Origin of the sequence: Streptomyces sp. NPDC006326, from assembly GCF_040612915.1 — a bacterium.
Taxonomy (GTDB): Bacteria; Actinomycetota; Actinomycetes; order Streptomycetales; family Streptomycetaceae; genus Streptomyces.
The window spans coordinates 97,757-124,298 of sequence record NZ_JBEXRC010000013.1 but is presented as its reverse complement, the minus strand read 5'-3'; the positions used below and the strand labels follow the sequence as shown (position 1 = coordinate 124,298).

The 26,542-nt window shown below is 68.6% G+C and carries 25 protein-coding genes and 8 pseudogenes; 11 read left to right on the top strand and 22 right to left on the bottom strand.

Features of this window, described 5'->3' with window-relative positions; all coding sequences use genetic code 11:
- Positions 1-237 precede the first annotated feature (237 nt).
- On the top strand, positions 238-645 hold the full coding sequence (locus ABZ128_RS13590; RefSeq protein ID WP_356848226.1) for a hypothetical protein: 408 nt from the start codon (positions 238-240) through the stop codon (positions 643-645).
- 482 nt (positions 646-1,127) lie between these two features.
- On the opposite strand, the pseudogene ABZ128_RS13585 reads toward ABZ128_RS13590, so the two are convergent.
- Positions 1,128-1,576 (bottom strand): annotated as a pseudogene (locus tag ABZ128_RS13585) (nuclear transport factor 2 family protein).
- 1,019 nt (positions 1,577-2,595) lie between these two features.
- Positions 2,596-3,179, bottom strand: a pseudogene (locus ABZ128_RS13580) (IS5 family transposase); the annotation flags it as partial.
- Positions 3,180-3,366: 187 nt separating this feature from the next.
- Here ABZ128_RS13580 and ABZ128_RS13575 point away from each other — a divergent pair.
- Positions 3,367-4,371, top strand: a pseudogene (locus ABZ128_RS13575) (Ku protein).
- 907 nt (positions 4,372-5,278) lie between these two features.
- On the opposite strand, the gene ABZ128_RS13570 reads toward ABZ128_RS13575, so the two are convergent.
- Positions 5,279-5,689: a DUF6228 family protein gene (locus ABZ128_RS13570; RefSeq protein ID WP_356848256.1), complete on the bottom strand. Its 411-nt coding sequence runs from the start codon at positions 5,687-5,689 to the stop codon at positions 5,279-5,281.
- Positions 5,690-5,814: 125 nt separating this feature from the next.
- Here ABZ128_RS13570 and ABZ128_RS13565 point away from each other — a divergent pair, with 125 nt between their 5' ends.
- Positions 5,815-6,063 carry a transposase gene (locus ABZ128_RS13565; RefSeq protein ID WP_356848224.1) on the top strand — a complete coding sequence of 83 codons (249 nt, stop codon included), beginning with the start codon at positions 5,815-5,817 and terminating at the stop codon, positions 6,061-6,063.
- Between the two features lie 101 nt (positions 6,064-6,164).
- The gene (locus ABZ128_RS13560) at positions 6,165-6,293 is read left to right on the top strand and encodes a hypothetical protein (protein ID WP_356848223.1); all 129 of its coding nucleotides are present in this window, start codon (positions 6,165-6,167) and stop codon (positions 6,291-6,293) included.
- A gap of 260 nt (positions 6,294-6,553) precedes the next feature.
- Here the strand turns inward: ABZ128_RS13560 and ABZ128_RS13555 are convergent, their stop codons facing one another.
- Positions 6,554-7,888, bottom strand: coding sequence for a hypothetical protein (locus ABZ128_RS13555; RefSeq protein ID WP_356848221.1), 1,335 nt, complete (start codon positions 7,886-7,888; stop codon positions 6,554-6,556).
- 733 nt (positions 7,889-8,621) lie between these two features.
- Between ABZ128_RS13555 and ABZ128_RS13550 the strand changes: the two genes are divergently transcribed.
- A complete protein-coding gene (locus ABZ128_RS13550) occupies positions 8,622-8,822 on the top strand; it encodes a hypothetical protein (RefSeq protein ID WP_356848220.1) in 201 nt (66 codons plus the stop codon).
- Between the two features lie 13 nt (positions 8,823-8,835).
- Here ABZ128_RS13550 and ABZ128_RS13545 read toward each other — a convergent pair whose 3' ends face one another.
- The 7 genes from ABZ128_RS13545 to ABZ128_RS13515 form a co-directional block, all read right to left on the bottom strand.
- A complete protein-coding gene (locus tag ABZ128_RS13545) occupies positions 8,836-9,423 on the bottom strand; it encodes an SMI1/KNR4 family protein (RefSeq protein ID WP_356848218.1) in 588 nt (195 codons plus the stop codon).
- A gap of 130 nt (positions 9,424-9,553) precedes the next feature.
- Positions 9,554-9,973, bottom strand: a complete 420-nt coding sequence (locus ABZ128_RS13540; protein ID WP_356848217.1) for a hypothetical protein — start codon at positions 9,971-9,973, stop codon at positions 9,554-9,556.
- A gap of 11 nt (positions 9,974-9,984) precedes the next feature.
- Positions 9,985-10,446, bottom strand: a complete 462-nt coding sequence (locus ABZ128_RS13535) for a MarR family transcriptional regulator (protein ID WP_356848216.1) — start codon at positions 10,444-10,446, stop codon at positions 9,985-9,987.
- Positions 10,447-10,477: 31 nt separating this feature from the next.
- Positions 10,478-10,645, bottom strand: coding sequence for a hypothetical protein (locus ABZ128_RS13530; RefSeq protein WP_356848215.1), 168 nt, complete (start codon positions 10,643-10,645; stop codon positions 10,478-10,480).
- Positions 10,646-11,630: 985 nt separating this feature from the next.
- Complete coding sequence (locus ABZ128_RS13525; protein WP_356848213.1) at positions 11,631-12,029, bottom strand: hypothetical protein; 399 nt, start codon at positions 12,027-12,029, stop codon at positions 11,631-11,633.
- On the bottom strand, positions 12,029-12,352 hold the full coding sequence (locus tag ABZ128_RS13520) for a hypothetical protein (protein WP_356848212.1): 324 nt from the start codon (positions 12,350-12,352) through the stop codon (positions 12,029-12,031). Before ABZ128_RS13520 ends, ABZ128_RS13525 begins: the two co-directional genes overlap by 1 nt.
- A 124-nt stretch (positions 12,353-12,476) precedes the next feature.
- Positions 12,477-12,860, bottom strand: coding sequence for a sigma factor-like helix-turn-helix DNA-binding protein (locus ABZ128_RS13515; RefSeq protein WP_356848255.1), 384 nt, complete (start codon positions 12,858-12,860; stop codon positions 12,477-12,479).
- 446 nt (positions 12,861-13,306) lie between these two features.
- Here ABZ128_RS13515 and ABZ128_RS13510 point away from each other — a divergent pair, with 446 nt between their 5' ends.
- On the top strand, positions 13,307-13,504 hold the full coding sequence (locus ABZ128_RS13510) for a hypothetical protein (RefSeq protein ID WP_356848211.1): 198 nt from the start codon (positions 13,307-13,309) through the stop codon (positions 13,502-13,504).
- A 65-nt stretch (positions 13,505-13,569) separates the two neighbouring features.
- Here the strand turns inward: ABZ128_RS13510 and fxsT are convergent, their stop codons facing one another.
- Positions 13,570-15,783, bottom strand: coding sequence for an FxSxx-COOH system tetratricopeptide repeat protein (gene fxsT / locus ABZ128_RS13505; RefSeq protein ID WP_356848210.1), 2,214 nt, complete (start codon positions 15,781-15,783; stop codon positions 13,570-13,572).
- A gap of 677 nt (positions 15,784-16,460) precedes the next feature.
- On the opposite strand from fxsT, the pseudogene ABZ128_RS13500 reads away from it, so the two are divergent.
- From ABZ128_RS13500 to ABZ128_RS13490, 3 genes and pseudogenes are all read left to right on the top strand, one after another.
- Positions 16,461-16,568 (top strand): annotated as a pseudogene (locus ABZ128_RS13500) (IS5/IS1182 family transposase); the annotation flags it as partial.
- Between the two features lie 67 nt (positions 16,569-16,635).
- On the top strand, positions 16,636-17,133 hold the full coding sequence (locus ABZ128_RS13495) for a hypothetical protein (protein WP_356848209.1): 498 nt from the start codon (positions 16,636-16,638) through the stop codon (positions 17,131-17,133).
- A complete protein-coding gene (locus tag ABZ128_RS13490; protein ID WP_356848259.1) occupies positions 17,130-17,531 on the top strand; it encodes a hypothetical protein in 402 nt (133 codons plus the stop codon). The genes ABZ128_RS13495 and ABZ128_RS13490 overlap by 4 nt, the downstream gene beginning before the upstream one ends.
- Before the next feature lie 109 nt (positions 17,532-17,640).
- Here the strand turns inward: ABZ128_RS13490 and ABZ128_RS13485 are convergent.
- The 5 genes and pseudogenes from ABZ128_RS13485 to ABZ128_RS13465 all read right to left on the bottom strand — a co-directional run.
- Positions 17,641-18,008, bottom strand: a pseudogene (locus tag ABZ128_RS13485) (transcriptional regulator); the annotation flags it as partial.
- Positions 18,009-18,011: 3 nt separating this feature from the next.
- Positions 18,012-18,188: pseudogene (locus ABZ128_RS13480) on the bottom strand (ParA family protein); the annotation flags it as partial.
- A 1-nt stretch (position 18,189) separates the two neighbouring features.
- Positions 18,190-18,528, bottom strand: a pseudogene (locus ABZ128_RS13475) (helix-turn-helix domain-containing protein); the annotation flags it as partial.
- Positions 18,529-18,622: 94 nt separating this feature from the next.
- On the bottom strand, positions 18,623-19,039 hold the full coding sequence (locus tag ABZ128_RS13470; protein WP_356848208.1) for a hypothetical protein: 417 nt from the start codon (positions 19,037-19,039) through the stop codon (positions 18,623-18,625).
- A 54-nt stretch (positions 19,040-19,093) separates the two neighbouring features.
- The gene (locus tag ABZ128_RS13465; protein ID WP_356848207.1) at positions 19,094-19,741 is read right to left on the bottom strand and encodes a hypothetical protein; all 648 of its coding nucleotides are present in this window, start codon (positions 19,739-19,741) and stop codon (positions 19,094-19,096) included.
- On the opposite strand from ABZ128_RS13465, the gene ABZ128_RS13460 reads away from it, so the two are divergent.
- Positions 19,727-19,939 carry a GNAT family N-acetyltransferase gene (locus tag ABZ128_RS13460; protein WP_356848206.1) on the top strand — a complete coding sequence of 71 codons (213 nt, stop codon included), beginning with the start codon at positions 19,727-19,729 and terminating at the stop codon, positions 19,937-19,939. The two genes, ABZ128_RS13465 and ABZ128_RS13460, sit on opposite strands and share 15 nt — an antisense overlap.
- Before the next feature lie 306 nt (positions 19,940-20,245).
- Here ABZ128_RS13460 and ABZ128_RS13455 read toward each other — a convergent pair whose 3' ends face one another.
- The 3 genes from ABZ128_RS13455 to ABZ128_RS13445 all read right to left on the bottom strand — a co-directional run bounded on the left by ABZ128_RS13455 (position 20,246) and on the right by ABZ128_RS13445 (position 22,186).
- The gene (locus tag ABZ128_RS13455; RefSeq protein WP_356848205.1) at positions 20,246-20,551 is read right to left on the bottom strand and encodes a hypothetical protein; all 306 of its coding nucleotides are present in this window, start codon (positions 20,549-20,551) and stop codon (positions 20,246-20,248) included.
- A 36-nt stretch (positions 20,552-20,587) separates the two neighbouring features.
- Complete coding sequence (locus ABZ128_RS13450) at positions 20,588-21,034, bottom strand: hypothetical protein (RefSeq protein WP_356848204.1); 447 nt, start codon at positions 21,032-21,034, stop codon at positions 20,588-20,590.
- A 528-nt stretch (positions 21,035-21,562) separates the two neighbouring features.
- Positions 21,563-22,186 carry a hypothetical protein gene (locus ABZ128_RS13445; RefSeq protein WP_356848203.1) on the bottom strand — a complete coding sequence of 208 codons (624 nt, stop codon included), beginning with the start codon at positions 22,184-22,186 and terminating at the stop codon, positions 21,563-21,565.
- A gap of 59 nt (positions 22,187-22,245) precedes the next feature.
- On the opposite strand from ABZ128_RS13445, the pseudogene ABZ128_RS13440 reads away from it, so the two are divergent.
- Positions 22,246-22,431: pseudogene (locus tag ABZ128_RS13440) on the top strand (leucine zipper domain-containing protein); the annotation flags it as partial.
- A gap of 505 nt (positions 22,432-22,936) precedes the next feature.
- Here the strand turns inward: ABZ128_RS13440 and ABZ128_RS13435 are convergent.
- Both ABZ128_RS13435 and ABZ128_RS13430 read right to left on the bottom strand, forming a co-directional pair.
- On the bottom strand, positions 22,937-23,587 hold the full coding sequence (locus tag ABZ128_RS13435; protein ID WP_356848201.1) for a dihydrofolate reductase family protein: 651 nt from the start codon (positions 23,585-23,587) through the stop codon (positions 22,937-22,939).
- A gap of 292 nt (positions 23,588-23,879) precedes the next feature.
- Complete coding sequence (locus ABZ128_RS13430) at positions 23,880-26,339, bottom strand: SpoIIE family protein phosphatase (RefSeq protein ID WP_356848199.1); 2,460 nt, start codon at positions 26,337-26,339, stop codon at positions 23,880-23,882.
- Positions 26,340-26,542: the final 203 nt, after the last annotated feature.

The window sequence follows — 26,542 nt, the reverse complement described above, 5'->3', positions numbered from 1 at the left end:
TCGGCCCGCACGGCCTGCTCCCATCCTGCCCTGTCTGGTGTCTCCCGCGCACACTTCGGCGAGTTGTTCGCTGAACTCACCGACCCGTGAGAGGCGGCCCGACAGTCCACGCTGCGCGTGGCGCGGGGTGGTGAACGCAAGCGGGCGGCCGGGGGCAGGACGCAAGCCGAAGCTGGTTCTTCACGACAGGTTGCTTCTCACGCTGGTCACCTGCGCCATCAGCTGCCGCACGAGGTCTTGGCCGAGCTCTTCGATGTCGACCGCTCAACCGTCTCGGCGGCGATCCGGCAGGTCCGCCCGCTGCTCGCGGCACGCGGCTTCGCGGTGCCCGACCGGCCCGGGGTACGACTGCGGACGCTGGCCGACGTCTTCGCCTACGCCGAGGCCGAGGCCGTCGAACTGCGGCTCGACGGAGCCGAGACCCAGGTCAGACGCCCCCAGACGGGCCGCCCCGGACGCCGGGCCTTTGTCTCTGGCAAGCGGAAGCAGAACACGATCAAGACCACCACGTTCAGCGACGGACAGGGCCGGATGCTGCTGTCCAGGGTCGTACGGCCCGGCCGACGCCGGGTATGCCGGGCTGGCCAAGGAGTTCCCCGGCGAGGTCACCGTCCCGCCGAAGAAGCCGGAGGACGACGCGTGTGACGGCGAGAAGCGGGCCTGGCACGAGGCACGGCGGCGACAGTCCTCAGGCCGGATCTGCATCGAGCACACCAACGCTGAGCTGCGACAATGGGCGCCCCTGCGACGCTTCACCGGATGCCGTGACACCTACGCCGAGACCCATCTGGCGATCGCCAGCCTGGTCTCCGACCGCTCCGCGCGGCGCCCCACCCGCCGCCGGACCAGCACTGAACTCGTCCTCGTCCTCGACAGAGCCAGCTGATCCACCAGCCGAAGCGTCAGGCCAACATGTCCGGACTCCAATTACCCCCGGAGTCGTAAACGACGAAGCCACACCAGACGGAGACGGTCGCGCACAGTCGCGACCGTCCCCCAGCGTGCTCAGCCTCTGAAACTCCCGGCCTGTTGGCTTTGTTCACCAGAAGGGGCTCTGGCTCAAGTTCTGTGGAGTGTCACTCCCCGTGGTGCAGGACCCTTGACGGCCGGTCGGCTGGGAGCCGTTCTCATGACTGGCCGGGTCCGTCAAGGCGTTCCGTGGGACCGGCAAAGGAGAGGAAGAGAGTTCGCGTGGTGAGCAGCCAGGTGTCGTCCACCTTGCGGAACGCGTCTTCGTAGTGCCCCACCTGAACCGGGGGCCGCGGCGGTACGAGGCCCTCCCTGTAGCCGTCGACACGGTAGGTGGTGAAGTAGGTGGTGGCGGCGGCGGTGTCCGCAGAGGTCACGGTAACCAGGATGTTGGTGCATATACGGCGTGACAGCCGGTCTGCGGGCCGGTTGCCGAAGTAGATGCGCAGAGCGTCGTGACCCGCAATGCGGCGGTCGCCGGCAGGCCATTCCAGGTGCCGTCCTGCGTGAAGAGGTCCGCCACCGAGCCCGGGTCCCCGAGGTCGAGCCGGTGGACGAAATCGACGACCAGCCGCTCACAAGCCCGCTCTGCGAGCAGGCGCTCCATCGGGTCAAGAGTTTCAGCATCATGATCAACTCATATCAGGTCGCCCCTGGCTGAGGCAGCCTCACCCGAGTTGGGCCCCGGTTCCGGGCGCCTGTTCTCCAGAGCCGTGCCCATGCGTGGCCGCCCCCTACCTGCCGATCCGTGACTCAGTGTGGCCAGGCCACAGAACTTGAGCCAGAACCCGAGAAGGGGCAGCAGATGTTCACGACCTCGGGAGGCACCGAGACTGCCGTGCAAATCAAACGACGCGCACACCGGATTGCCTGGAGGCGCCGTCTCGACCCCGTTGTCCCAGTCTGGACTGGGCGAAGCTCTGGGGAGCCTCGCCCAGTGTGCGGACTGTGAGCTGATCAATTCACGGCCGCGGTGTTGCAGCGTCCGGCGGCGGTGCCGCCTAGCGCGTGTCTCTTTGACCAGCTGCCCGGAGAAGGACGAGAACAAAAGGAAGCGTGGCACTCGCACCACTCGAAGTAGGATGCCGGCTGCGGATCTGGCAGGGCGTCCGCTGGAAGGGGGGACGCGTGGACCAGTCGAATGGCTCGCAACTGGAGCCAGTCTGGTTGGTGGCCGCGAACATCGTGGCATGGCGCCGATGCGGGGTTGGAGGCCAGGAGCTGCGCCCCGGGACAAAGTGCTTCAAGGGCGGAGCGAAGGTGTACGTCGCGGACGCGTACTGGGGTCCGGGGGGTGATCGGATCACGTCCGTGGGGCGCGAGCGGCACACCGGGCGGTGGATCGTCATCGACATGGCGACGCGCCACCTCCACAGCTTCCGGCCGAAGCTCGTCCACACGCCGCGGGTCTTGGAGCGACTGAAAGAGGCCCGACGTGCACGTGGATTCATCTCAGCGGATCACGCAGCGGACATCTCCGTGACGCTGGAGCAGTACGCGTGCCAGTACCGAGCCGAGACGGCGCCGTTCGCTCCTCACCCGGACCGATGCCTATGTCACGCCTGCCTCACTGGTGAATCCGGGTGACGCGCGATACTTCGCTCGGGCTGCGTTCCGTTTCTGTAGTCAGCGTCGTGCCCAGATGAGGATGCCCGCGAGATGTAGTGCAGCTTGGTAGGCGATGGCCAGCTTGTCCGTCCGCATAGCCAGGCCGCGCCACTGCTTGAGCCTATTGATGCACCGTTCGACTGCATTGCGTTGCTTATATGCCTCTGCGTCAGAAGTAGGCGGACGGCCGCCGACGCGGCCGCGCCGCAGACGATGGCCGATCTGGTCGGACGGCTGGGGAATGACCGCGCGGATCCCGCGCCGGCGGAGGTGGCTCCGGATCGCACGTGACGAGTAGGCTCGATCGGCCAGGACGGCCTCCGGCCGGGTCCTCGGTCTTCCGGGTCCGCTTCGCGGAACACGGAGGCCTGCCATGACGGCTTCGAAAGCCGTGCGTCGCCCGCCTGGCCTGCAGTGACGCGAAGGACTAGGCCGCACACGGCTGTCGCTTACGAGATGGATCTTCGTGCTCAAGCCGCCGCGGGAGCGTCCGAGCGCATGGTCGGCGGCTTCGGCCCGGTTCGGAGCCCCTTTTTCCTGGCTCCGGCGGCGTGCTGGTGAGCCCGGCAGACGGTGGAGTCCACCGACACGGTCCAGCCGATGTCGTCATCAGAGTCGGCCCGCCGACGTTCCCGAGCGGGTCTGTCGGCACTGGCGCGGGCTGCCCGGGAGCCGGGGTGGCCCGGCCGCCTGTGTCTTGCGAGGCCCGCTTCGCCGGGCATGCGGGCCGCCTCTGGTGGGCAGTGGCCCGGCAGGAAGACAGCCCGGTAGCGGAGGGCGGTGGTGGCGATGGCCCGACCCGTGTGGGCCGGGGTGCTGAGTTTTGGGCTGGTCAGCCTGCCCGTGGGGCTCTACACCGCCACCGACAGCCACACCATCCACTTCCACCAGCTGCAGCGCGGTACCTCCGACCGGATCCGCAACAAGCGGATCAATGAGCGCACCGGTGAGGAGGTGCCGCTGGAGGAGATCGTCAAGGGCTACGACACCGGTGAGGAGTATGTGATCGACGAGCCGAAGGAGCTTGAAGACATCGCGCCGGGCCGCTCCCAGGTGTTGGAGATCAGCGGGTTCGTCGACCTGGACGAGGTCGAGCCGATGTACTTCGACAAGACGTACTACCTCGCGCCCCGCGGCAAGGAGTACGGCAAGGTCTAAAGCCTCCTGCAGCAGGCTTTGGAGCGGGCGGGGAAGGCCGGGGTCGCGACGTTCGTGATGCGCCAGCACGAGTACCTGGTCGCGGTGAAGGCCGAGGACGGCATGCTGACCCTGCACACCCTGCACTGGGCGGACGAGATCAGAGACCCGGAGCAGGAGATCGACAGTCTGCCCGGGAAGGCGGCCGCGTCGCGGAAGGAGCTGCGGATGGCCGAGCAGCTCATCGACGCGCTCAGCATGACATGGGATCCGGAAGAGTTCCACGACACCTTCCAGGAGAAGGTCGCCGCCCTGATCGACGCGAAGAAGGCAGGCGAGAGCGTGGAGAAGGCGGAGCCGGCTCCCAAGCCGTCCCCGGCCGTGCACCTGATGGAGGCACTGCGCGCGAGCGTGGAGCGGGCCCGCAGCGAGAAGGCCACCACCCGCAGCACTACCAAGAGGACGGCCGGGAAGCAGGCCAAAAGGAAGCCGGCGGGCAAGAAACGGATCCAGTCCTCGGAGAAGAGCGAGGATCTGCAGTCGCTCTCCAAGGCCGAGCTGTACAAGAAGGCCACGACGGCCGGTATCGAAGGCCGCTCCACCATGACCCGCGACCAGCTGGTCAAAGCCCTCAGCCGGCAACGGCAGGCCGCCTGACCTCTCTCGCCCCGCCCCCGCCCGCGCTCCCGTCGCCGAAGCGGGGCACCTGATGTACCCGCGCTCCATCCCGGCGAACGGTCCCAGCACTAGACCGCGTCGTTGAACCCCCCCAGGTCCATCCCCCCGCAAAGAAACTCCGGCTCCGCGTCCCACTCGACGCCAAGTGCCAGCATGTCGAGTAACCTCGCCAGCTCGGATGCGCCGCGCGCCCGGGCCGCAAGAGCAAGCCGGGCCCGCTGCCGCTGCTCCAGACGTCACCCGCAAGCCGGGGCCGGGTTCTGATCAGGCCTGTCCATGATCGAATCCCAGCACAACCGGGACCCGGGCGCGCCCCGATGACCGGCAGGCTGTACTAAACGAAGCCACCCCGGGCGGGCCTTGTGCTCCCAGGATTGGCGCCCAGCCGCCCCCACCGGGTGCCGTCGCCAGGCCGCCACAGGGAACCGGCCTGGCTATGCCAGTCCCGCGCCCGGAGGCACGGGCCCCGTCGCAGCGCGTGCCTCACCCGGCCCGCCGCCGCGCTCCCTCGGCCGAAGCGGGGCACGTCTATCGCCACGCCCAGGCTCAGGCGGGCGGTCGATGGCGGTGTCGGCGTCGATCGGACAAGCCGCTGCCAAACGGCGCCTTCGGCCATGACTCCACCCTGGAGGGCGTCGTCCTGGGCGGCGCTTGCGGGCTCAGACTGCGGCCCCATGGTGAAGCGGTCCGTATCCTGGCCCTCGCGCGTCAGCTCGGCCTACTCGCGGTCCCGAGCCCGCGCGTGTCGCAGAGTGCGGCCGGTGATTTCGAGAGTCCCACGTGTGAGCCAGGACTGAACCCGGTCGTTCTCACGCGTGTGCTGGAGCGTGCGGTGGCTTTTAGGCGTCATCTCATGTGGTGAGGAGCGGCATCGGGGCTCGTTCAGCTACTCTGCGACGCTCGCGATGAAGGTGTGGATCTCGGCGGTGAGGTTGCGCATGTCCTCCCCTGCCGCGTGCACCGTGGTGGTCTCGAACTGCCATCCTTCGGAGGGTGCCCGGTTGCGGATTGCCCAGGTCAGTCGGACGTGGCCACCAGAGTGGTGTTCCGCTGAGAGGGTCAGGTCGTAGCAGAGGGAGTGCCAGGTGCGCGCTCCTTCCCAGCCCCGGAAGTCTTCGGCAAGTGAGGCGAGGAAGGCGTCCAGACCGTCGCCGTCCCAGGTCTCCACCGAGGTCTCGACACTTCCCCAGGGCCCGCGGGCTCTGACGAGGAAGTCGAGTGTTTGTTCGTCCTCGTACCGCCGGGTCGGCTCCGAGAGCAGCAGGCGTGCGGGCCCGGAGTCCCCCACCTGGACCATAAGGCGGCCGGAATCGTCGTAGTCGATCACGCGATCAGGTTAGAAGACCGGGCTGGGCAGCCGTCACGCTCTCGGACGGGCCGACTGGACGTAGCCGTTTTGAGGCCTGATCGCCAGCTACGGCTGTGGATCTTGAGTGCGATCTCGTTCCTGACGGGCTGTGGGAGATTGCGGCGCCGCTGATACCGCCGTTCAAGCCACGTCGGGAGGGCGGTGGAACGGCTCCGGTGTCGGATCGGAAAGTGTTCTGCGCGATCGTGTATGCGCTGATCACATCGTGTGCCTGGCGTCGCGTGCCGACCAGGGTGGGGATGCCGCCGCCTAACGGGGCAGCCGGCCCGACACTGCGCGGAACCTCTCCCGCCCAGCAGTGACACTCGCGTACCACAGTCCTGCTGCGTCTCCGTTCAGCGTGAGGGACTGGAGCCGCTGTTCCTCGGCGAGAAAGCTGGCACCCCACACGTTCTGGTCCAGCATGCTCCAGCCGGGCCTGGCCCGCCTGTCTGACGACCTGCGCACGCGCCGATGGCACCAACACCACGCCGACCTCCTCCACCGCGAAACCCTCGACGCCGGCTACCGGCTCCTCATAGCCGACCTGTAGCACCAGTCAAGCCGCCGCGCAGCACCCCCTTAAGAGACCGACCTCGACTGACCACACCACAACAAGACGGGCCACCCCATCCAACCCGGGGCGACCCGTCCGCACTCTACGGAGCCGCAGGCGGTTGGCGATGGCCTCATGGAATCGCGGCATAGAGCTACACGTGTGCACGATCGCGTAATTCGTTGCTACGGGAGAGTTGGTTACGGCCATCGCCTGCATCACGGGTGGCGCGGGACCTGGCCGGCTGGCGGGCTCGCTCAGCCTGTGCAGCCGGCCACGCTGCCGGGCGGGGCGCAGTTGTTCGGGCGGTTGTCTTTCACGCGGCTGTTGGTCAGTGTTACGGCGCCGAGGACGGCTTGGTTGTAGATGCCGCCGCCGTCGGCGCTCCCGCCGGAGGCCGTTGCGATGTTCGCTTTTACGGGACTGCGTTCCAGGGAGGTCGTGCTGTCGGCGCCGTTGAAGACACCGGCGCCCAGTGCGGTGCCGCCTGGTGCGTCGGCGGTGTTGCCGCTGACCCGAGTGCGGGTCAGCGTTGCCGTGCCACCGAGGGCATTGCGCAGGCCACCGCCTTCGACGGTGCCGTTGGATGCGCTGGCGCTGTTGTCGCGGACGGAAGTAGCTTTCAACTTCAGCTCCGCCCGGTTGGTGATCCCGGCGCCTCCCACAATGCCTGCTGGAGAATCGACACGATTCTCGTGCACGGACCCGCCACGCACGGTGAGGCTGCCCGCATTGGCGATGCCGCCGCCCCGCGCGAACCCGCCACCCGTGTTGGTCGCCGTGTTGGCGCTGATCACCGTCTTGGTCACGGAGGCGTCGCCGAAGTTGTCCAGGCCGCCGCCGACCGCCTGCAGCCCAGTGGCGGTAGCAGTGTTGCGGGTAATGGTGCCGTGCTTCACGGTGAGAGTGCCGAAGTTGCTCACCCCTGCGCCGACGGCTTGCCCAGAGCCGGTGTTGGTGGCGGTATTACCGTCGATCCGGGTGTCGGTGAGCGTGGCCGTGCCTTCGTTGTGGATGCCGCCGCCCAGTACCGCGTCGCCCACGCTGCCGGCGGCACTGTTGCCGGTCACCCGGCTGGCGCTCAGCGCAAGGGTGCCTGCGTTGAGGATTCCACCGCCGCAGATCAGGTCGGGTGCGATCGGGCAATCGGCGGCATCGGCAGTCCTTCCCCCAGCGATCGTGATCTCTTCCAGGGTGAGGTTGCCCTCCCCGGACACGGCGAGGATGCGGAAGTCCGGGGTCGCGGCCCGCGAGCTTCGCTTGATGGTGCTTCCGTTGCCGTGGATGGTGATTTCGGTGGTGATCAACGGCAGGCCGTTGGCGTTGTCATCACTGTCCGGTGCCGTGAGGATGTACGTGCACTTGCGTGCCAGGCGGAGGGTGTCGGCGCCCGGTGAGTCGTTGGCTTCCTTGATCGCCTCGACGAGCGCCGGGACCGAGCAGGGGACGTGGTTTTCGGCGGCGTGGGCGAGCGGGGCAGGGAGCGCCGCCACACAGCCGGCTGCCAGGCCGGCCGCGGCCAGGAGCCGGCCCGGATGCGGTCGCCGGAGACCGAGGACCGGACCCTTCGCTCGGAAGTTCTGCCAGGACATCAGGGTTCCTCCTTCTGCACCAGGAGACGTCCCCTCGGACGCGCTCCACACGGCAACCCCAGTCCGTCCTGCCGCAGACCGTCGACGAGGGGCGCCGGAGCCAGCCGACCACGTCTCCCGCGTGCAGCTCCCCTTGGGCCGCCCTGACGCCGCCGCATTCATCCGATGAGCGCACTCGGTGCCGGTGCTCGCCTCGGCCGAGGTGAGGCTGTGAGAAGGGCTCACGCCCGTGCTTTGCCAGGGGAGCATGACGGCTGCTCCACGGCCTTGGGCACTGGATCGGCCGACTGTCCGCTGACCTGTTTCCCACCTGGAGTGTCAGAGCTCCTGGAGACCAGGCCGGTCGTGGTCGTCATGGGATGCGAAACACGAGGTTTCACCTGCGTAGAACAAGGCGTCGCAGGAGTGATCGGGGGGGCGAGGGCCTGTTCGATGTTGAGGAGGTAGCCGGCGACAGGGGAGGCGCTGCGAAGATCGCTGCGCACGATCACCTGCCGGTGATCACGCCACCGACCACAACGCCCGTTGCTCACCGGCAGAAGCGGCCGAAGCCGCTCCCACTGCGCGTCCGTCAGATCAGCCCTGTGTCCCACAGCGATGTCAACGCTCATCCGGTCGCCTGGATGCGACCCGGTCGTGCGGGCCCGGGCCGTCCCGGCGGATAGCGACGCCGATACCGGGCGTCGCGGCCAGCTCCTGCCGTTCTCGGTGCACAAAGCTGCGTTCCTCTGGCATGTCCCTGGCGGTGATCCGGCAGTACATCGAGCTGGTCCGCCAGGGCCCGGGCAACGAACACGAACGGCTTGAGCTGCTGCGCCGACACCAAAACCACGTGGAGGTGCCCATCGATGTAGTCGATGTCGGTGAACTCGACCAGAAGGCCAGCCGCCTGGCTTCGGTCGCGAGAACGGGTTCTGGCTCACTTTCCGTGTAGCTGTTACGGAGAGTCAGATCTTCGGAGCCATGCGATGGCGGTTTGGATGGGCACGAAGCCGCGGTGAGGTGAGTTCCAGGGCCCGGTTGTCACGGCCGGCGCTCATGTGGTTGAGCCAGCGTTCGTACCAGTCGAGGAAGTCGGTGGCGGAGGAGACATTGGGGCCCCAAAAGCCGTCGCTGTTACCCATGAGGACGCGGCCGGTGAGGGGACCGGTCACCGCGATGACGCATACGTCGGTGCAGCCCATCTCGATGATGTGGAGGAAGAGATCGCGTCCGTGGGCCCTGGGGTCTGTGCCGTCGAAGCCGCGGGGTGTCCCCCGTTCTTCGCGCGGATTCATGACCAGCAGGGAACACTGCTCCAGCGGCATGAGGCCGTAGAACGGTGCCACGCCTGAGCCGCCGATGTGCGTGAGGAACTGCCGATAGGCGTCGGGCAGGACGATGTCGTGCTCGGCCTCAAACGCGGCGACGCGTGCTTCCGCCAGCTTCGAACCGAGGCAGAGCTTGTGTTGCTCTTCTCCGAAGGAGTGGCTGCGCAGTGGTTTGAACGGGATCGCGGCCAGCTTGCGACGCAGGCGAGGTATGCGGGGATCCACGGTGCATCTTCTCTCGTTTCCGTCACCCCATGGGTGGCGGGGGTCAGCTGGCCAGGAGAACCCTCTCGGTTCCGGCGGATCTGCCGGAACCATCAAAGGGCTTGTAACGCGATGGAGGTGTTGGGCCAGGTCAGGCGCCTGTTTCGAGGATGCGCTTGAGGGTGGCGAGCTCGGTGTCGACCAGGGCGACCTGCTCGTCGAAGAAGGCGTCGGTGAAGGCCGGGGGCTGGAAGAAGGTGATCATGAATTCGGAGCCGGTGCTGTTGGCGACGACGCGGGCGGGAACCTGCCAGGATGCCTGGTCCTCGACGTAGTCGTGGTCGAGGATTCCGAGTTCTACGTTTCCGCGGATGCGGAGCTTGGCGGGGCCGTGCGGGGTGGTCATCAGCCACCAGTCCGGGTCGTCGGTCGGCTCGATCGCCTTGATGTTGACGATCGCCCAGGCGGGCCAGTTGGCCGCGTCGGCGAGGAAGGCGAAGACGTCGGCGACGGGGCGCTCGATGGTGACGGTCTTGGTGACCGAGCGGGCGGTGGTGGGGGCGGTGCTCATGGTGGCGTCTTTCAGGAGGTTGGTGGTGGGGTGGGCTGTGGGTGGGCTTCGCCGAGCAGGCGGCGTATCCATTCCTCCAGCTGGTGGCGCTGGGCCGGGTCAAGGCTGGCGAAGAAGTGGGCGTCGTTGCGATCGGCGATCTCGGCCAGCTGCGGGGCCAGGTCGTGGCCGGTGTCGGTCAGTGCCAGCCGCAGCATGCGGCGGGATGTGGGGTCTGGTTCGCGGGTCATCAGGCCTTTGGCGGCCAGGCGGTCGACCAGGCGGGAGACCGCGCCGGCGTCGATGTCCATGTATCGGGCCACTTCCCGGGTGGTGGTGGCGTCGCCGCGGTGGACGGTGATCAGGACTGCCCACTGGGAGACGGTCACGTCGTGCTGGGCGAGTTCTCGTTCGAACCGGCTGTGGACTTCGTCGGAGAGTCGGCGGAGCCAGTAGCCGAGATGATCATGCAGGCCGCTGCTGGAAGCTGTCACCCTTCCAGATTGAATGCCGCGACAACTGTTGTCAAGACAACATCTGGTTCTTACCGGGCAGCAGCCCGCACCAGAACGTGTCCTGGTCGTGGCGCCGGCGGAAGGCATGCTCGATCGCCTCCAGCGGCAGCATCAACGGCTCCTCCGAGTCCGCACCGCCCAGAACCGCCGTCTGGATCTGCCGGTTGTCACCCCGCACGAACCCCACCCCTGCCGACTCGGTTTACCGGTTACCGATCACCGCTCGGCGCGCATGCGCCGTTCCTCCCGCTGCCGGTGGCGCGCGTGGGCGACCTGGGAGCGGAGCCACTCGGTGTACGCCAAGCGCGACGACTTGGGAGACCAGGGTGGTGATCACGTCGGCGGCGCCTTCGGGGCCGCGGGCCAGGACCAGGGTGCGCGCGGTCTCGTCGAATAGGTCGAGCGCGGCCTTATCGCCGAGGGTGAGTGCGAGGCGGTCGGCCAGAAAGTGCCGGACGATCACGGCGGCGTCGGCGAGCGGCTGATCGACACCGAACTCGGCAGCTGCCGCTCGGTCGGCCTGAAGGACGGCGGGAGGCTGGCGGGCCTGGTACAGATCAGGGATAAGTCCCTCCCTGCGCCACTGCTCGTACGGAGGCCGTCCCACAGCGTCCCGGCGGGCCCGGTGGGGTTACCCGGAGGGAGTCCGGCACGCACGGCCGACGGGCACGTTGCAGGACGGGCACTCCACCCGCCGATCCCAAGCCCGGGCCAGGCGGACCAACTCTCCTGAGCGCGGGCGTTTCTGCCAGGGCCCCCAGCTCTCCCGCGTCACCGCTCCCCAGCTCCTTCCCACCGCTCCCCCGGAGCAGGCGCTGGAACATCGAAGGCGGCCGGTCGCGCACCCAAGAGACCGCCATCTGCTCATTCCTGTCCGCGCGTGGCCAGGCCGCAGCCAAAAGCGGAGACCCCATCCCTCGGGGTCAGACAGCCCCGGTGACGCAATCTGGGGAGTTGGGCGTCGGCACCGGGGGAGGCTGCGACGCCGATGCCGACGTAGCAGCAGCCGGCAAAACAAATGGTCCCCACGCCGATCAGCGTGCGGACCACAAGAAGAGGGGGCAGTGGCCATAAATGGCGTGTGCCCCTTCAAGTGCCTCGACCGTAGCACGGGGCGCACGCGGGGCCCCGCCGGGTGACCCGGCTGGCCTTGGGCAGTCCTGTCACTGATCAGGATGGACGGCCTGGACGCCGGTGCCGTCGTACAGCTCGGGTTCCAGAGTGAGCAGGTACCGGCCGGAGGGGAAGTCCGCGAAGGGCCGGGCGGCGTGGATGGCGTGGACGGTCGCCCAGGAGTGCCCGGCGCGCAGCAGTTCGCTGGCGGCGAGCGCGGCCGCGGTGTCGAACGGTTCGATCTCGATGAACCGAAGTCCGTGGATGCAAGCCAGCAGGCCGGGGCGCTCAGTGTCGCCGGCGGTAAGCGAGAGCACCGGGGCGTAGAGCGTGCCGAGGCCCCCGGAGGCTTGGACGTAGAAGGCGGCGACGGCTTCGTTGAACGGGGCCTTGGGGTCGTGCAGGGCGGTGGCGGCCGTGTGGTCTAGGACGACGGCGATGGCCGCCACTACGCGGCTGCCGAGTCCTGGGTGGCGCCCAGGCGCTCTAGGAGGCCGCGGGCCTTCGTCTCGGCTTCCGCACTGGGCACCGTGCCCAGGATGGAGGCGAGCTCGGCGCGGGCCTGGGCGGCGCGCTCTTCAAACTCGGACTGGGTGGGCCGGCTCTCGGCGAGGGCCTCGACCAGATTGCGGATCGTGGTGTTGTTCTCGGCTGCCGGCAGGGCCAGGCACCGGAGGGCGTTGCGTGGGTGCGTTGCATCCTGCGGGTCGCGGGTGCGCCGCCACCATTGTCGCCTCGCGGCAGCACCGAGCTGCGGGGCTCTGCGGGTCATCCGGCAGCGCACGAAGATGGTGCCGGGCGGTGGGGCGTCAAGGCGCGCTTGTTGCCATTGACCGGTCACGGCGTCCCAGGTGATCACCTGCCAGGGCGCTGGAGGTGCTTCTTCTTCGGGTTCGTCAGACCGCTCGGGGGGGTAGCGAGGGTAGGCCACCCCGTGGGTATTCGCAGGTCGACCTTGCTGCGGCGGTGGCCCAACACGATGTCCTCGCCGCCGTTCGCCAATTGCCCTGCGCTGCGACGGCCCAGCATCTTCCGGAGCTTCGCGTAGACGTCCTCGCCTCCTTTCGTGCTGATGGCCTGGTAGCTGCGCGCGCCCTCGCCTGTGCTCTGACCTGCGGTTGCCACTCAGCCTCGGTCTCCTCCTCCAGGGCGGCCTGGAGCCGCTTCTGCGGCTTCTTCATTGCTCTGGAGAGGTAGCGATCCACCGTCTTGCGGGAGACGCCCAAGCGCTCCGCCAGGGACTTGGAGGAGCCGCCCTCGCGCGTGCGAAGGAATTTCATCCGGGCGTGCGCGGATTTCGGCGCGGGACGGGTGAACAGGGTGCGCTCCGCGCGGCGCAGGCCATCAAGGAGCTTGTCACGTAGCAGGGCTCGCCCTGCGGCGTGGTCGTTGACCCTGTGGATAGGGGATGGTCGCCGGGCGGTGCCTCGGGGGGGAGATCGCCGTGCGGGCATGTCGGTGGTACGGCGCATATGGGCGGCACCTGACTATCGAGCGAGAGGACGAGGTGAGCGCCACCTATGCCCTGACGTGGTTGAGGAACATGGTGCCCAGCCTGGCCTGACCCGGATCATCGAGAGTGTGCACGCCATGATCTGCGTGATCGCCGACGGTTTTGGCGTTCCGCACGTGGATCTAACGGTGGTGCTCACCGGCGACATCACCGCGTCCGATCCAGGCACGCAGCGAAACCGAGCGGGACTTCAGCCCCGAGCGGGCGGGCGGCATGGTGATGGGCAAGACGATCAATCTGGTCCGCGACTTCAGCGAGACGGCCATCGTGCTCGGCACCGGTGACGCAGAGACCGACGAGGACTTCGACGAGGTCTGGTCGGGCACGAGTACGGGCACGTTCTCATCGGCCGGTGTCGGCGTACGCCTGGATGTGCTCAGGCGTGTACACCGCTATGTACCCAGCCTTTGAATCGACGGGGCGTGGCCGCGTTGGATCCGTCCGTGTCTTCATGCGGTGCCTGTGGGGGACGGCTCCTAGCGTCGCGAGGGGCGCAACCAGGCCTGTCGCCGTTGCGCGGCACGCCAGGCAGCCGAAGCTATCTCCAGGTCGTCGCGGGTGCGCACGGTGTGCGGGTGCTCAGGGCCCAGCACACGGACGCGGTCAGCGAGGGTCTGTCGCAGCAGGCGTACCGCCTCTTCCTGCTCGCCCATCTTTGCCAGTGCGCCGGCGAGGTTGTGGCGGCTGGTCAGGGTATCGGGGTGGTTGATGCCCAGCACGCGGATGCGGTCGTCAAGGGTCTGTCGGTGCAGGCGGACGGCCTCCGCATGTTCGCCCATCCCGTCCAGGGCTAGACCGAGGCTGTCACGGCTGGCCAGGGTGTGCGGATGCATGACGCCTAGGACACGGGTGTGGTCGTCAAGAGCTCGCTGCAGCAGCCTTGATGCTTCCGCATGCTCGCCCTGCCTGGCCAGCGCGCTGGCGAGGTTGTGGCGGCTGAGAAGGGTGAGGTGGTGTTCGGGGCCCAGCACGCGGATGCGGTCTTCAACGGTCTGCCGGTGCAGGCGGACCGCCTCCGCATGTTCGCCCATCCCGTCCAGGGCTAGACCGAGGCTGTCACGGCTGGCCAGGGTGTGCGGATGCACGACGCCCAGTACACGGCCACGGTCGGCGAGGGTCTGCCGCAGCAATGACACCGCTTCTGCATGCTGCCCCGTCCCGTCCAGGGCGCAGGCGAGGTCGTGACGGCTGATCAGGGTGTCAGGGTGCGCGGGGCCCAGGACACGGTTACGGTCCTCCAGGGTCTGCCGGAGCAGACGTATCGCCTCAGCAGGCTCGCCCATTCCGAACAAGGCGTTGGCCAGGTGGTTGCGGCTGGTCAAAGTGTCGGGGTGCTGGGGGCCCAGGGTGCGGCTCTCGAAGTCGAGGACGCGTTCGTGCAGCAGGCGGGCTGCACTGAAGGCGCCGGCGTGCTCCAGTACCTGCGCGAGCGTGCTGAGGGCGGTGCGGTGGTGTGTGGCGGAGCTTGGTTCCGGGAGGTCGAGCAGCACCGGTAGGTGAGGGGCGAGGAGTACGGCGGCAGGCCAGGCGGCGCGCCCCTGCTCGTCTACCTCGTGCACGGCTTCGGTCAGCCGCTCGGCAAGGGCTCGGTGCCAGGTGGCGAGATGGGGTGCCTCGGCCGCTAGCGCGACGGCATTGATCTCTCGGATCAAGGGGTGGAGCACCACCTGCGCCGGACCGCTGATGCCCGATGCCTGCCCGGCGTTGCCGGGAGAGTAAGGGAGGTCAAGCAGGCCATACCGGTGCAGACCTGCAAACGCAGCCTCCAACGCTAGGGCAGTGACGTCGTCTCCGGTGACCGCGGACAGCAGGTCCGGGGTGATGAGGGACAGCGGGATGGGAGCTTCGGCGAGTATTGCTAGTAGTCGCAACACGGGGCGGGCCAAAGCGTTGCCTTCTCTGGCGAGCTGGTCCAGGGACACCTCCCAGGTGTGCCGCACCACGGTGCGGGCAAATTGCGGATGAGAGGCGTCCGGGTGTTCGGCTCCCAGCAGGAGGGGCAGTTCATGCTCCAGGGCCTGGCGGTAGGTGGTGAAGGTGCGGTAGCGGCTGGTAGGCCCGGCCAGGTAGGTGCCGGCCGCGTGAAGCGCCAGCGGGAGCCCTCCCAGCCGCATGGCCAGGTCCCGAGCTTGCTCGGCTGTGCCAGCTGCGGGAGCAGCGTCGACCAGGATCTGGCCTGCAGGCTCTGCGGGCAGCGGCTTCAAGGGCAGTAGCCGGGCACGCGGCCCCCATGTATGCGGGCTGCCATCTCGGCTGGTCATCACCAGCAGGCCTCGGCCGTGCGGGCGGATCCAACCGCGGTAGTCGGCCAACGGCTCCCCTGCCGGGCCGATCTCTTGCGGCGCGTCGGCGTTGTCCAACACCAGCAGCCACCGCCGGGCCCGGCCCAACTGCCGCCACACTACATCGGGCAGACTCACCCGCCCGGCCCGCGCGGACTCCAACTCTGCCTCGGTAAGCCCGCAGGCCAGTGCCGCCCGCACCATCTGCTGCGCCAGGTCGGCAGAATCACGCCAGCGCACCCAAAACACTCGCCAGCCCGCCGCGGTGGCCTGCGAGGCGAACTCCGCGGCTACCGTTGTTTTGCCCATCCCGCCAGCCGCGCACAACACCGCGAACCGTCCTCGTGGCCGCCGCAGCATGCCTGCCAGCTCGGCCAGCTCGGCCTCACGTCCGCGCACGCGCTCCACATGTGGGGGGCGTAAGGAATCCTGCCGGCCCCGGGCCGGTCGGCCCACCGGTCCCAGCGGCGCTGGCGGTCTTGCTGCAACATCCAGCCGTCGGCTCCACAACACCAGCCCGACGCTGGTCGTCACCAGCACGGCGAACACCGGCCAGATTACCCACGCGTGAGACGCCCATCCTGGCACGGTGGCACTGGCGTAGTTGGTCACCGGCCCCAGCCCCGCCGCCACAACTGCAGCCGTCCCCGCCACGGCCGACCCAGCCCACGCACCCTGCCTACGCCGCATAGTTGCCCCCCCGGTCCGCCGTCATCAGCATGCCCCAACCGAGACCTCCTGCACGGGAGGTTGAAAGACTGGTAGTCAAGCTGGTGCAGCACACCCGTCCTGAAGTAGGCCGGCATTCGGGCAGCCCCTGGCACCCGGCGGTATCGAACTTGCTGGGTTCGTAGCCGTGTAGCGGGCTGGGTACTTTCACGCGAACGCCGCAGCCGGCTCCGGGCGGCAGCGGGTACCCGGCGCCCCAAGCCCACCCGCGACCAGACGCCAGCGGAGGTGGCGGCAATCTGGGCGTACGAAGCAGCCGACGAGTTCCGGTGCGACCTGCGCCCGCGGCCCATCCAGCGCCCGGCCGGGACGTCTGGCGCGGCACCTCACCGCGTTGCCGAAACGTCTCGACAGCCACGTTCTCGCGGATGCCGCGGGCGGTCCGGGCGGAGAAGGACGCGGCCGGTGACATCGACTGGCTGGTGTCGGTCGACTCGACGATCGTGCGGGCCCACCAGCACGCCATGGAGGGCTTCCGAGGGTGCTTCGGATCGGTCACCATGGAGGTCCGTCGGCGATCCGAGGGTGGGAATGAGCGAGGGTAGGGACGTTCTGGATGGGCAACCGGAGCAGGTCGGACCCGCGCCGTGGCTGGCGTTGGCCTGTCTGTTCGGGCTGTTTCTGGCCTACGTCGTGCTGACGAACTTCACCGGCGAGCTACGGGCGGCGCTGTGGGGCGAGTCCGGGACCGTGACCGAGGTCAGCTGCCGGACGTACGACAACACCGTGGCCAATGCGGGAACGTCGACGTCCTGCTCGGGCGCCTTCACGCCGGACGACGGCGGCTCGTCGTTCGACGTCCCCGTCGAGGGCGACATCGATTCGCAACCGGTCCGTGCGTGGCTGGTGGATGGTACGTCCGGCACCGCGTACGTCTCACCAACGGCGTGGGCGGGGGTGCTCCCGGTGGGGCTGTCCCTCCTCCTGGCGGGTCTCCCGGCGGCGGTGACGGTGAAGCGCGTGCGCCGCGGCCACGCACAGCACCCTAGAGAGCCTCTTCAGGGATCAGACCCAGAGTCGAGTGCGTGATCGACGACGGGTACAGCAAGCACGTCACCTGGCTCGACATCGACAAGCCGGGCTTCTGGCTAGGAAGCGGCCCGCGGCCCAGGGCCCGGCTCCTCCGTGCACTCCGTGGCGACGCCGGCCTGCGACGAGTCGTCCGCCATCTACGCTGCTCAGTCTCGCCAAGTGGCGCGCTCATCCGCCAACTGAAGCGCTCAGTCACAAACCTGCAGTTCAGGACGGGTCGTGGGAGTCACTCACAGCTGGACATCGATGTGGTCGACGTCGGTGAACTCGACCAGCCCGCTGGCGCGGCGGCCGCGGTCCTTGAAGTAGATCTCCTGGAACCCCTCGGCGGCGATGGCCAGAAGCTGGTCCTCGGTGGCGCCCTGCTCCTGGGCTTCGAAGGACGCGCCGCGTAGGCGGGGGGGGCAGGGCCTGGGTGAGGTGGCGCATGCGGCCGTCGTCCGTGGTGCCGGCGTCAGCGGTGTAGCCGAAGGGGGCCCGGGTCTCGATGACGAGTCCGCCGGTGCGGTGCATGATGATCCGGCTCGTGGAGAGCACGGCGGCGCGGATGTCGGGGCGCCAGGTGGGCCGCGACAGCGCCGGCCACGGCTGGCCGAGCTGGGTGTCGCGGGGGCGCTCGCGGAGCTTGCCGATGCCGCCCTTGGCGGTGGCCTTGATCGCCCGCAGCACCTCAGCATTTCCGGGTCCGCCGTCTTGGAGGCGGCCATAGCGTCGGGTGTACCAGGGGTCGAGGTAGCGGCCGCTGTCCGGGCGCAGGTACGCCTCGATCGGTGTGATCGGGAAGCCGAGCTTGACCGCGTAGGCGACGGACGGCGTCGTGTGTACCAGGCCGGGCCCTCGGGCCGCTCGCCGGTGCGGGTGAACGGGCTGGGCTCGGGCGCATAGTCCAGGAGCGGGCGCTGCTTGCGTACGGCGTCACGCTGTTCCTTGACGTCAGGCGCTACGGCCAGGGCCGGGGTAGTCCCGAGCAATTTCCACTTGTCGAGCGAGGAGGTCGCGATGTAGCCGCGCCGGCTGTCGAACTGGTTCACGCCGAGGCCGAGCTGCTCGATGGGGGCGGGGCCGACGGGCATCCGCGCGGGCCTGGGCCGCGTGCCGGCGGTAGGCCCCGCTGCCCGGGTGCCGGCTGCGGCGGATCTCCCGGCTGACCGTGGAAGGGCTGCGGCCCAGCTCCGCCGCGATCGCCCGGACCGTCGCCTTCTCGCGCAACCGGTCGTCGATGTGGATCCGGTCGGCCTCGGACAGGTACCGCGACGGCACGGAAGGCGGCTCCACCGCGGTGATCGGTGGAGCCGCCTTGTTGCTGCCGGACGCGCCGCGTCCGTAGCGCCAGCGTTTCCCAGCCCGCCGGGCGATCCCGACGATCCGGCACGCTTCCGTGTTGCTTACGCCTGCTGCATGAGCCGGGAGTATGCCGCCCGTCGCCCTGGGGCGGAAGGGCCGCACGGCGGTCGTGGGTGGGCGCTTCAGTGCGGCCCGGGCACACCTACTTCAGAGATGTGAATTCGTGCTTCTCCGGGCTCGTCTCCCGCCACAGTACCGTCACACCGTCCATCGTTCCGACCCAGAGCGAGCCGAAGCATCCGGTTCCGAATTTCAGCTGAATCCTCGTCGCCCCCTGACCCGTGTCAATTGACGACCAGCTGCCGGCCTCTGGATCCGGAACCCCGTCACGGCAGTCCCGTTTGCCGAAGTCGACACCCTTGGATTCGAATGAACCGTCCGCCTTGAGAGCGACTTCGGCTCCATCCTTGCCCCAGGAGCGGACCAGTGAGTCTCGATCTGCCGAGACCCCCTTCGGATACCCCGCCCCGGCGTCCTCAAGGGCCGCACAGGAAGACACGACAGGAGCGGAAAGAGCCAGGAACAGTGCGACCACTCGAATCGATTTGAGGATTCTCACTTATTCGGACCCCGTAGTTGTAATTTCGCGGAATTACCACTCGGAAGACGATCGTCATGGCCTGCCCCCGCGCCCCAAGACGCCGACATGGTCGACATTCTTCTGCAGGAACTCGTCCGCCGGAGTGCCATACCCCGTCTTGGCGTGGGCGAAGGACGATACCGTCATTCCATTGGTGATGATGATCCGCGCCTGAACGCCATTTACTCCTTCGCGGAGTATCTCATAGTTCGCCGTGTACGAACCCAGAACAGCCGTGGCCAGCTTGGCGTCATCGTGCGTGAACGCTGTGGGGAAGCGGAACGGGGCGCGTAAGGGCGCCCGTCGATCGGGGAATCCGGCGCGTAGGGACACAAAGCAGATGTACTCGGGGAACGTGATGGGCGAGCGCTCGTACGCCGCCCCGATTACGGCCGACCGGTCGGGTATGCAGCCGGGAGACATCATCCCAGTGAGCGCGCCGCAGCTGCCGGACGGCATCGTAATTCGGGACGCGACCCAAGCGGACACGGCCTCGCTGGAGCCGGTGATCCGGCTTGCCGACCCGGACAACCCCGACGGCTCCTGGCGGGCTCTTCCATCCGTGATTGACCAGAGTCTCGCTCCGGAGCCGCTCACGTATGCGCGGGTGGTGGAGGACTCGGCGTCGGGAGCACTGGTCGGCGGCATGCTCGCGCTGCCGGCGGCATGGGCCTTCGCCACCCCATGCTCCTCGGGTCGCCCAACGCGCACATCATCGCCGGTCTGGTCGCCTGTCTTGACTCCCTCGCAGTGGTCGACCAGTGGCGCGGCAAGGGCATCGGGCGCGCCTTGGTCACTGAAACGGAGAAGGCGGCCGGCTCGCACCCGGCCGGGAAGCTGGCGCGGCCGTCCTGTACGCCACGCACGAGCCGGGGCTGACGGACTTCTACGCGAGTCTCGGCTTCACCCTCTCCCCTGACGGCATCGGCATCCCCACCCCGGCCGGACTCATCTGCCACGGCCCGCTCAAGGGCTTCAAGTTCTCGGTGAAACCGCTGCGCACCGGTGTCCAGACGGAGCCGATGGCCACCCCGTATGGGCGGCATCTGGTGATCCGTGGGGTCCTGCCTGTGCCTGCGCGCTGACCTTCCTGCCCTGCGGCTACGCGAGCGAGCCCCGGACCGTATTGGTCCGGGGCTCGCGGGTTGTTTCGGGTGCGGCCGAGTGGCGACTGCCCGGGCTGTATTAATCGTTGATCATCCTCGTCAGCAGCGCAGCGCGCCCTTCGTCCGTGGCCTCGACCAGGTCGGGCCGCTCACCGTTCGCCGGGTGGACGACCCGCACCAGGTTCTTCTTCCAGAGGGAGACCGAGGCCCTGTAGAGCGTGAACTGCTCCTCGTACCAGGCCAGGCGAACCGGGTCGTCCTCCGGGGCGTGAACCTCCGGTGGGACAGCCCGGGTGAGGGCGGGGAAGAACGCGGACATTGCGGCCGGGGCCGACGCCTGGGCAACAGCGTGCAGCAGGCCCCGCTCGTGAACACTCAACTCCATCACGTCAGCGTAGAGTCCGGCTCCCCGCATCAGTGATCAGGCAGACGGGAAGGTGGGCATCGCCGAACCTGCCCATGCGGTGCGCTCCGCGTTCCACTCCAGCCGCCTGCGGGCCGGGACCTGCCGGTACTCGAGAAGGCAGACGGCCGCAGGGTTGAGCCGGACAGCGCTGTCGCCGACCCGCTCAACAACACCGCGGGCCGCCAGCAGGTCCACTTCTTCCCTGAGCTCGCCGGGCGTCAGAAAGTACGCTGGCGCGGCCATGAATCCCAGCTGGAAGTTCCTGATCTTCGACTTCTCTTCGGGGTGGTGCTGCTTCGCCTCCAGCAGCACCAGCCACAGCAGAGCAGCGGCCTCGTAGGGCGAGTTCGAGAACTCCCGCAGCAAGTGCGGGTGCAACGACACCATCAGCGTGTCGACGGAGTCGGCATCGAGCGGCAGGAGCCTCCGGTCCTCGCCCGTGTCCGGCAGGATCTGGTGCATCGGCAACGGTGCCATCGTGCGCCGGGCCGCCTGGATGCGGCCCCCGTGCAGCTGGGAGCGTCCGGCCCTGTCCGGCGCACACTTCTCCCCCGGCAGGGCCCGGCAGTCCGGGCAGGTACGGGTGCGGGCCTTCTCCCGTACGGCCGGCTCAACAGCTCGGCTCATGTCAGCGGGAATGGGCAAAGAGGGAGGACATGCTGCCCAGCATGGCGGGTCCCCTGAACAGTGAGGTGCAGCGTCTCTGACGAACGCCAGCCGCCTTCGGAATACCGTGAGCCTCGGACCGTGTCGGTCCGGGGCTCACGGGTTGTTCGGGTGCGGCCTGCTAGAGGTCGAACTCCAGGTCCAGGACGTGGTTGATCTCGATGAACGGCGGCCGCCGCGCCGGCTCGCATGCAGCCCGCCAGGGACCTGCCCTGCGTATATGTGCTCTTGTGACTGAGCAGTCACGTGGCGTCGTTCGCCAGTCGTGACGCTCACTTCAAGGTGTTCAACGCATGCGGACCACGTTCGTCTCGCGGCTGACGGCTAGGGCAGACCCACCAGCCCCCAACCGTGGCGCGCAGCCTCGGTAGTCACGTCGCCCCATTCACGCAGAAGCCCGGTGAAGTCCTCGAAGGTGTCCGGGCGGCCAGCCCAGCCGTCGCACTCGACGGCGAACGGTTCGCGTAGCTCCTCAAGGCGGGACTCCACCTGCGTCCAGGCACGGGCCTTGCCAGGCAAGGCCTCAGGCGGGCAGACCAGAAGGACACGCGGGTGCCAGCGGTCGGTGGCCGCCGGGAAGAACCCTCCGCCACCAGTCAGCGCAGGATCGTCTTCCGGGTCCGCATCCCAGATCAGGCCGATGAGAAAGGTGTCCATCGCCTCGCGCACAAACGCGTCGACGAGGGGCCGCATGTCGTCCCACGCATCCCCCGCGCGGGAGTGCGGGCGAAAGGAGCCAGTGGTGGTGAAGAAGTCGTACTCGGCGCACCATGCGGACTCCCGGTGCGGAAGCCACACCCAGCCGCCGTTCCGCCCACCGCTGCAGTACGCGCCGTCCAGCTCCGGTCGCCCGAGGGCGACATCCTCCAGTGCCTCCGCCCTCTTCTCGACGGGTATGGCACTCAAATACTTCCAGTCCGCCATGAACAACATGAGATCCAAACCCATGGCGGCAGCATAGGCAGGCCGACCTAGGGTGTATTGATCACGAGCGTTGTTAACGGACCCTGGGTCGCGTGCTGGCCGGGCGCCCGGTCCAGCATGTGGCGGCCGAGATGGGCATATCGCGGCCCACCTCCCACAAGGGGGTCCGCCGGTGGCGGGACGAGGGAGAGGCCGGCCTGCACGACCGGCCGAGCCGGCCGCACAGCACGCCGCTACGGGTCAATACACCTGGGGACGCGGCGAACAGGCGGTTGAGTCGTCGTCGGATCGTCGGCGTGCCCGGCATGGACCAGCCCCTTTGCGGTGAGCAGCGGGAAAGTGACACGTGACGGCTTATCAACTCACGGTTCGGGGGCCGCCCGGCCCGCGCCACCGAGTAGGCCGCGGACCAGCCGACTGCCGTAGTCGGCCGGGGTACGGACCACGCCCGGCGGCGCGTCAGGCACGTCAGGAGTCGGCCTCGGCCTGCGCAGCACGAAACATCTGCTGAATGTGCCGTCCGTGCCGTCCTTGCCCACCGGCGGAAACGGGTTGTGCAGGATGGTCCGTCCTCGGTACGGCTCCGCAACGGGAGCGCGAGGCTCCGGCGGAGAAGCGCGTCGGCTTCGTCCTCCTCGCACGAGGCCTGAAGGGTCGGCCCTCGTCCCCCGGACCGACGACTTCCCCGCCGAGGCCAGACCGGTGGGGTTGGCAGTTGGCATCCCCGGGGTCCGTTCCGCAGCGGCTCGGACCCACCAGTCGCCCGGGGTGGGTTCAGTCGTCGCTGCCGGCACCCCGATCGGGTGCGCTCATGTCACCCGTGGCGGGCGTGCCGTCGGCGAGCCCGTAGCGCAGGTAGACGGTGCCCTTCGGGCTGGCTGCCGGGGGTGCGAGGAGCGTGACGTTGGTGGGCACCGCGCCACCGTCGAACACCTTCTTCCCGACGCCGAGCACGATCGGGTGCAGCCAGAGGTCGAGACGGTCGAAGAGCTTCTCGCGCAGGAGGGTCTGCACGAGGTTCAGGCTCCCGACGACCTTCACGTTCTCGTGCCGGTCACGGATCTCGCGCACCGCACCGGCCAGGTTCAGGTCGGGGCCGAGCTGTGTGGACCCGGCCCACGAGAGGTCGGGCCTGCCGCGAGAGGCCACGTACTTCGGGACGCTGTTGAAGAGCGTGGCGATCTCGTTGTCCTGGCCGCCCTCCTGGTGCGGCCAGTAGGCGGCGAAGATGTCGTACGTCCGCCGGCCGAGCAGGAGGGCGTCCGTGCCCTCGTACGCGGCACCGACCTGTGCCCCGGCAACCTCGTCCAGCAGGGGCGCCTGCCAGCCGCCGAACGGGAACCCCAGCGGGTCCTCGTCAGGGCCACCGGGCGCCTGCCCGACGAGGTCGAGGGTCGCGAACAGCTCGATGTGGATGAGGCCCATGGCTCACTCCCGATGAGTCGGTTGTCTCCGTCAAAGAGATAGACCTGCGGGCGCCGGCAGATTCATCGCCGCGCCGGAATCGCGTTTCACCACACACCACGACAAGCCCGTGCGCGCATGCCGAGGACGAGTGTGAGCAAAAGACCGGCAGCGTGCTGCCTCGTCCGCCGCGAGGCTGTCCGGTACCCGCCTTGCCCCCGTGACCGGACCCCCGCCGACGAGCTCGGCTCTTTCCAGGCCGCAAGATCCTCGGCGCCGCACCGTCTGCCGTGCGGGAAGCCGGTCCGCAGTGTCATGGGGCGTCGTGACCGGAACCGTGCTCGGTGAGGAGCAGAGCGATGTCGTCGGCACGGTAGGAGGAGCGCCGGGCGTTGTGCAGAAGCCGGTCGGCGAGTTCGTCCAGGGATTCGGCGTAGGCGTGGGCCAGGGATGTCCGCAGGCGGTCGATCCCCACGTCGATGTCGGCTCCCGGTTCCTCGACCAGGCCGTCGGTGTAGAGGGCGAGGAGAGACCCCGGCGGCAGGGCGAGCCGGGTGGGGGGATAGGCGCTCGTGGGCTCGACTCCGAGGAGTGGGCCGACGTCGAGGTCAAGGGCGCCGGTCGGGCCGTCGGGACGGCGGAGCAGGGGTGGAAGATGCCCGGCGGTGACGGCGTGGGCTTGGTGGCTGTGGGGTTCGAGGCGGATGTAGCAGCAGCTGGCCAACAACCCTGGGTCGAGGTCGATGAGGGTCCGGTTGACGCCCGCCATCACATCGCCGGGTGTGTTGCCCACAGCCGTGAAGGCCCGTACCGCGCTGCGCAGCTGGGCCATGGTGGCTGCGGCGGCGATGCTGTGCCCCTGTACGTCTCCGATGACGAGAGCGACCCCGTTCTCGGTGGGGATGACGTCGTACCAGTCGCCGCCGATGTCCATTCCGCTGGTGCCGGGCAGATAGCGCGCGACGGTACGGATGCCTGGGACCACCGGCAGCCGGTGCGGAAGCAGTGTCTGCTGCAAGCCCCGCGCGACGGCGAACTCCGAGTCGTAGAGCCGCGCTCGTTCCAGGGCCTGGGCGATCAGTCCGGCGAGTGCGGTGAGGACGCCGCGGTCCTTCTCCGTGAACCGGTGGGCCTCGTCGAAGCCCAGGACACAGGTGCCGACAGGGCGGCTGGAGGCGATCAGTGGCAGATACGCCCAGGAGCTCACCTCTCCGACAGGGATGCCCGGGTAGCCCCGGGAGAGGTCCTGCTGCGATTCGATGAAGAGCGGCGCACCGGAGGTGAGCGTCTCCGTACCGGGCAGGCGGGCGTGCAGCGGAACGCCCTCCAGCCAGTCGAGGAAGTCTTCGTGACGGCCGGTGTGGAAGAGCCGGTGCATCGTTTTGCCCCGGACCACATAGATCGCCAGCTGCTGCCCTCCGAACGCCGGCAGCAGCTGGTCGGCCAGAACTTCGCAGACTTCCCGTGCCGTCACCGCCTCGGTCAGCGCGCTGCCCAGCTGCAAGACGTGGTAGATGACGCCCATCCGCGCCGGTGCCCCTGCGGTGGCGGAGGCGCCGACTGCTGACGCCGCCTGCGGACGGGTGGTGGGGACCACCCGCCCGGTGACCCCGTCCGGCTGGGGGTCGAGGGAGAAGGCGAGCCACTGCTCGGGCGAGCGGCGTGCCAGGAAGGACGAGGGCGTCTGGGAGATCATCGCGGACCGGTGCCGGTACTCGATGTCCGGGTCCGACAGCCACGGCACCACGTCCCACAGAGCCCGGCCCATCACCTCCTCGCCGGAAACGCCCAGCAGCCGCAGGGCGCTGTGGTTGGCGAAGGTCACCCGCCCGTCAGGGGCGAGGGAGAAGACCCCGTCCCGCAACCGCTCGACCGCGACGAGAGCCGCATGGCCGGCCCCGGCGTCCACGATCGAACCAAGCAGGTGGAGTCGCGTCGGCGTGTCGTCGGTCTCCAGTAGGCGCGCCCACACCTCCACCGTGCGGTATCCCTCCCTGCCGGGCCCGCGCTCCTCTACGCGAAGGCGTCGCGCGGTGATCCGGCCCTCGCCCGCTGCCTCCCGGGCAAGGGCCCGGAACACGGCACGGTCGCCGGGATGCAGGCAGGCAGCCAGCGTTTCGGCTCGGCCGTCGAAGGCGCCGGGATCCAGACCGAAGGCCGCGCAGAACTCGTCGTCCGCGGTGAAGGTGCCGGAGACCAGGTCCCAGTCGAACAAGCCCACCCGCACGGCCCTGGCCACGGGAGCCGGGATCTCGACCGGAGCCGTGCCCGGATCGCATTCCACCGGATCGCCGGTACGGCCACGCAGTGCGACCAGAGAGTCACCGAGTCGGCCGGCGATGGAGCGCAATCTGCGGCGCTGGGTCTTGGAAAGGCCCTCGTTGCCAGGGGAGGTCGCCCAGACGATCGCCAGCGATCCGAACGTCTCCCCGCCCGCGGCCACCGGCACGGAGCAGGAGCCGAAGGCGTACGGCAGCGCCACGGCGAGCTGGGGAAACCGGCGCATCGTCTCGTCCGCGTCGGCCAGGTGGACGGTGCGCCCCGTGCTGTACGCCACGGCGACCGGAATGGGACTGTTCACCGGAATGAGTCGCCAGCCACCCAGCAGGGAGGGCGTGGTCCCGTACGTCGCAGTCAGCACGATGGACCGGCGGTCGCGTGAGCGAAGAAAGACACTCGCCGCATACGCGCCGGTTGCGTCGACGGCCTCGACGACGGCTGCGGCGAGCAGATGCTCGCGCTCCGCCGTCTCACCGACGATCACCTCGCGCACACCTCCAGTCTGCGCAGGTCAGTCCCCGACACCCAACACGGCCACCCAGTGGGACACCTTGGTCACAGAGTGCAGTACCCGATCCGTGGCGTTCGCCGGGCTGGAAGGCCGGGCACGCCTTCATGTTTATGCCAACAGCGAGGACGAGTGTGCTTGCCATGACGGCGACGGGTGGCGCTCGGAGCCGTCTCGGCGGCGGCCTA

What these genes read in the sequence shown, in the direction of transcription:
- ABZ128_RS13570 (WP_356848256.1), bottom strand. Translation starts at nt 5,689, where the DNA reads ATGGTCCAGGTGGGGGACTCCGGGCCCGCACGCCTGCTGCTCTCGGAG.
- ABZ128_RS13560 (WP_356848223.1), top strand. Translation starts at nt 6,165, where the DNA reads ATGCTCCAGCCGGGCCTGGCCCGCCTGTCTGACGACCTGCGCACGCGC.
- ABZ128_RS13555 (WP_356848221.1), bottom strand. Translation starts at nt 7,888, where the DNA reads ATGTCCTGGCAGAACTTCCGAGCGAAGGGTCCGGTCCTCGGTCTCCGG.
- ABZ128_RS13550 (WP_356848220.1), top strand. Translation starts at nt 8,622, where the DNA reads ATGTCCCTGGCGGTGATCCGGCAGTACATCGAGCTGGTCCGCCAGGGC.
- ABZ128_RS13540 (WP_356848217.1), bottom strand. Translation starts at nt 9,973, where the DNA reads ATGAGCACCGCCCCCACCACCGCCCGCTCGGTCACCAAGACCGTCACC.
- ABZ128_RS13520 (WP_356848212.1), bottom strand. Translation starts at nt 12,352, where the DNA reads ATGACCCGCAGAGCCCCGCAGCTCGGTGCTGCCGCGAGGCGACAATGG.
- ABZ128_RS13515 (WP_356848255.1), bottom strand. Translation starts at nt 12,860, where the DNA reads ATGAAATTCCTTCGCACGCGCGAGGGCGGCTCCTCCAAGTCCCTGGCG.
- ABZ128_RS13510 (WP_356848211.1), top strand. Translation starts at nt 13,307, where the DNA reads ATGGTGATGGGCAAGACGATCAATCTGGTCCGCGACTTCAGCGAGACG.
- ABZ128_RS13495 (WP_356848209.1), top strand. Translation starts at nt 16,636, where the DNA reads ATGAGCGAGGGTAGGGACGTTCTGGATGGGCAACCGGAGCAGGTCGGA.
- ABZ128_RS13460 (WP_356848206.1), top strand. Translation starts at nt 19,727, where the DNA reads ATGGGCCTTCGCCACCCCATGCTCCTCGGGTCGCCCAACGCGCACATC.
- ABZ128_RS13455 (WP_356848205.1), bottom strand. Translation starts at nt 20,551, where the DNA reads ATGGAGTTGAGTGTTCACGAGCGGGGCCTGCTGCACGCTGTTGCCCAG.
- ABZ128_RS13450 (WP_356848204.1), bottom strand. Translation starts at nt 21,034, where the DNA reads ATGCACCAGATCCTGCCGGACACGGGCGAGGACCGGAGGCTCCTGCCG.
- ABZ128_RS13445 (WP_356848203.1), bottom strand. Translation starts at nt 22,186, where the DNA reads ATGGGTTTGGATCTCATGTTGTTCATGGCGGACTGGAAGTATTTGAGT.
- ABZ128_RS13435 (WP_356848201.1), bottom strand. Translation starts at nt 23,587, where the DNA reads ATGGGCCTCATCCACATCGAGCTGTTCGCGACCCTCGACCTCGTCGGG.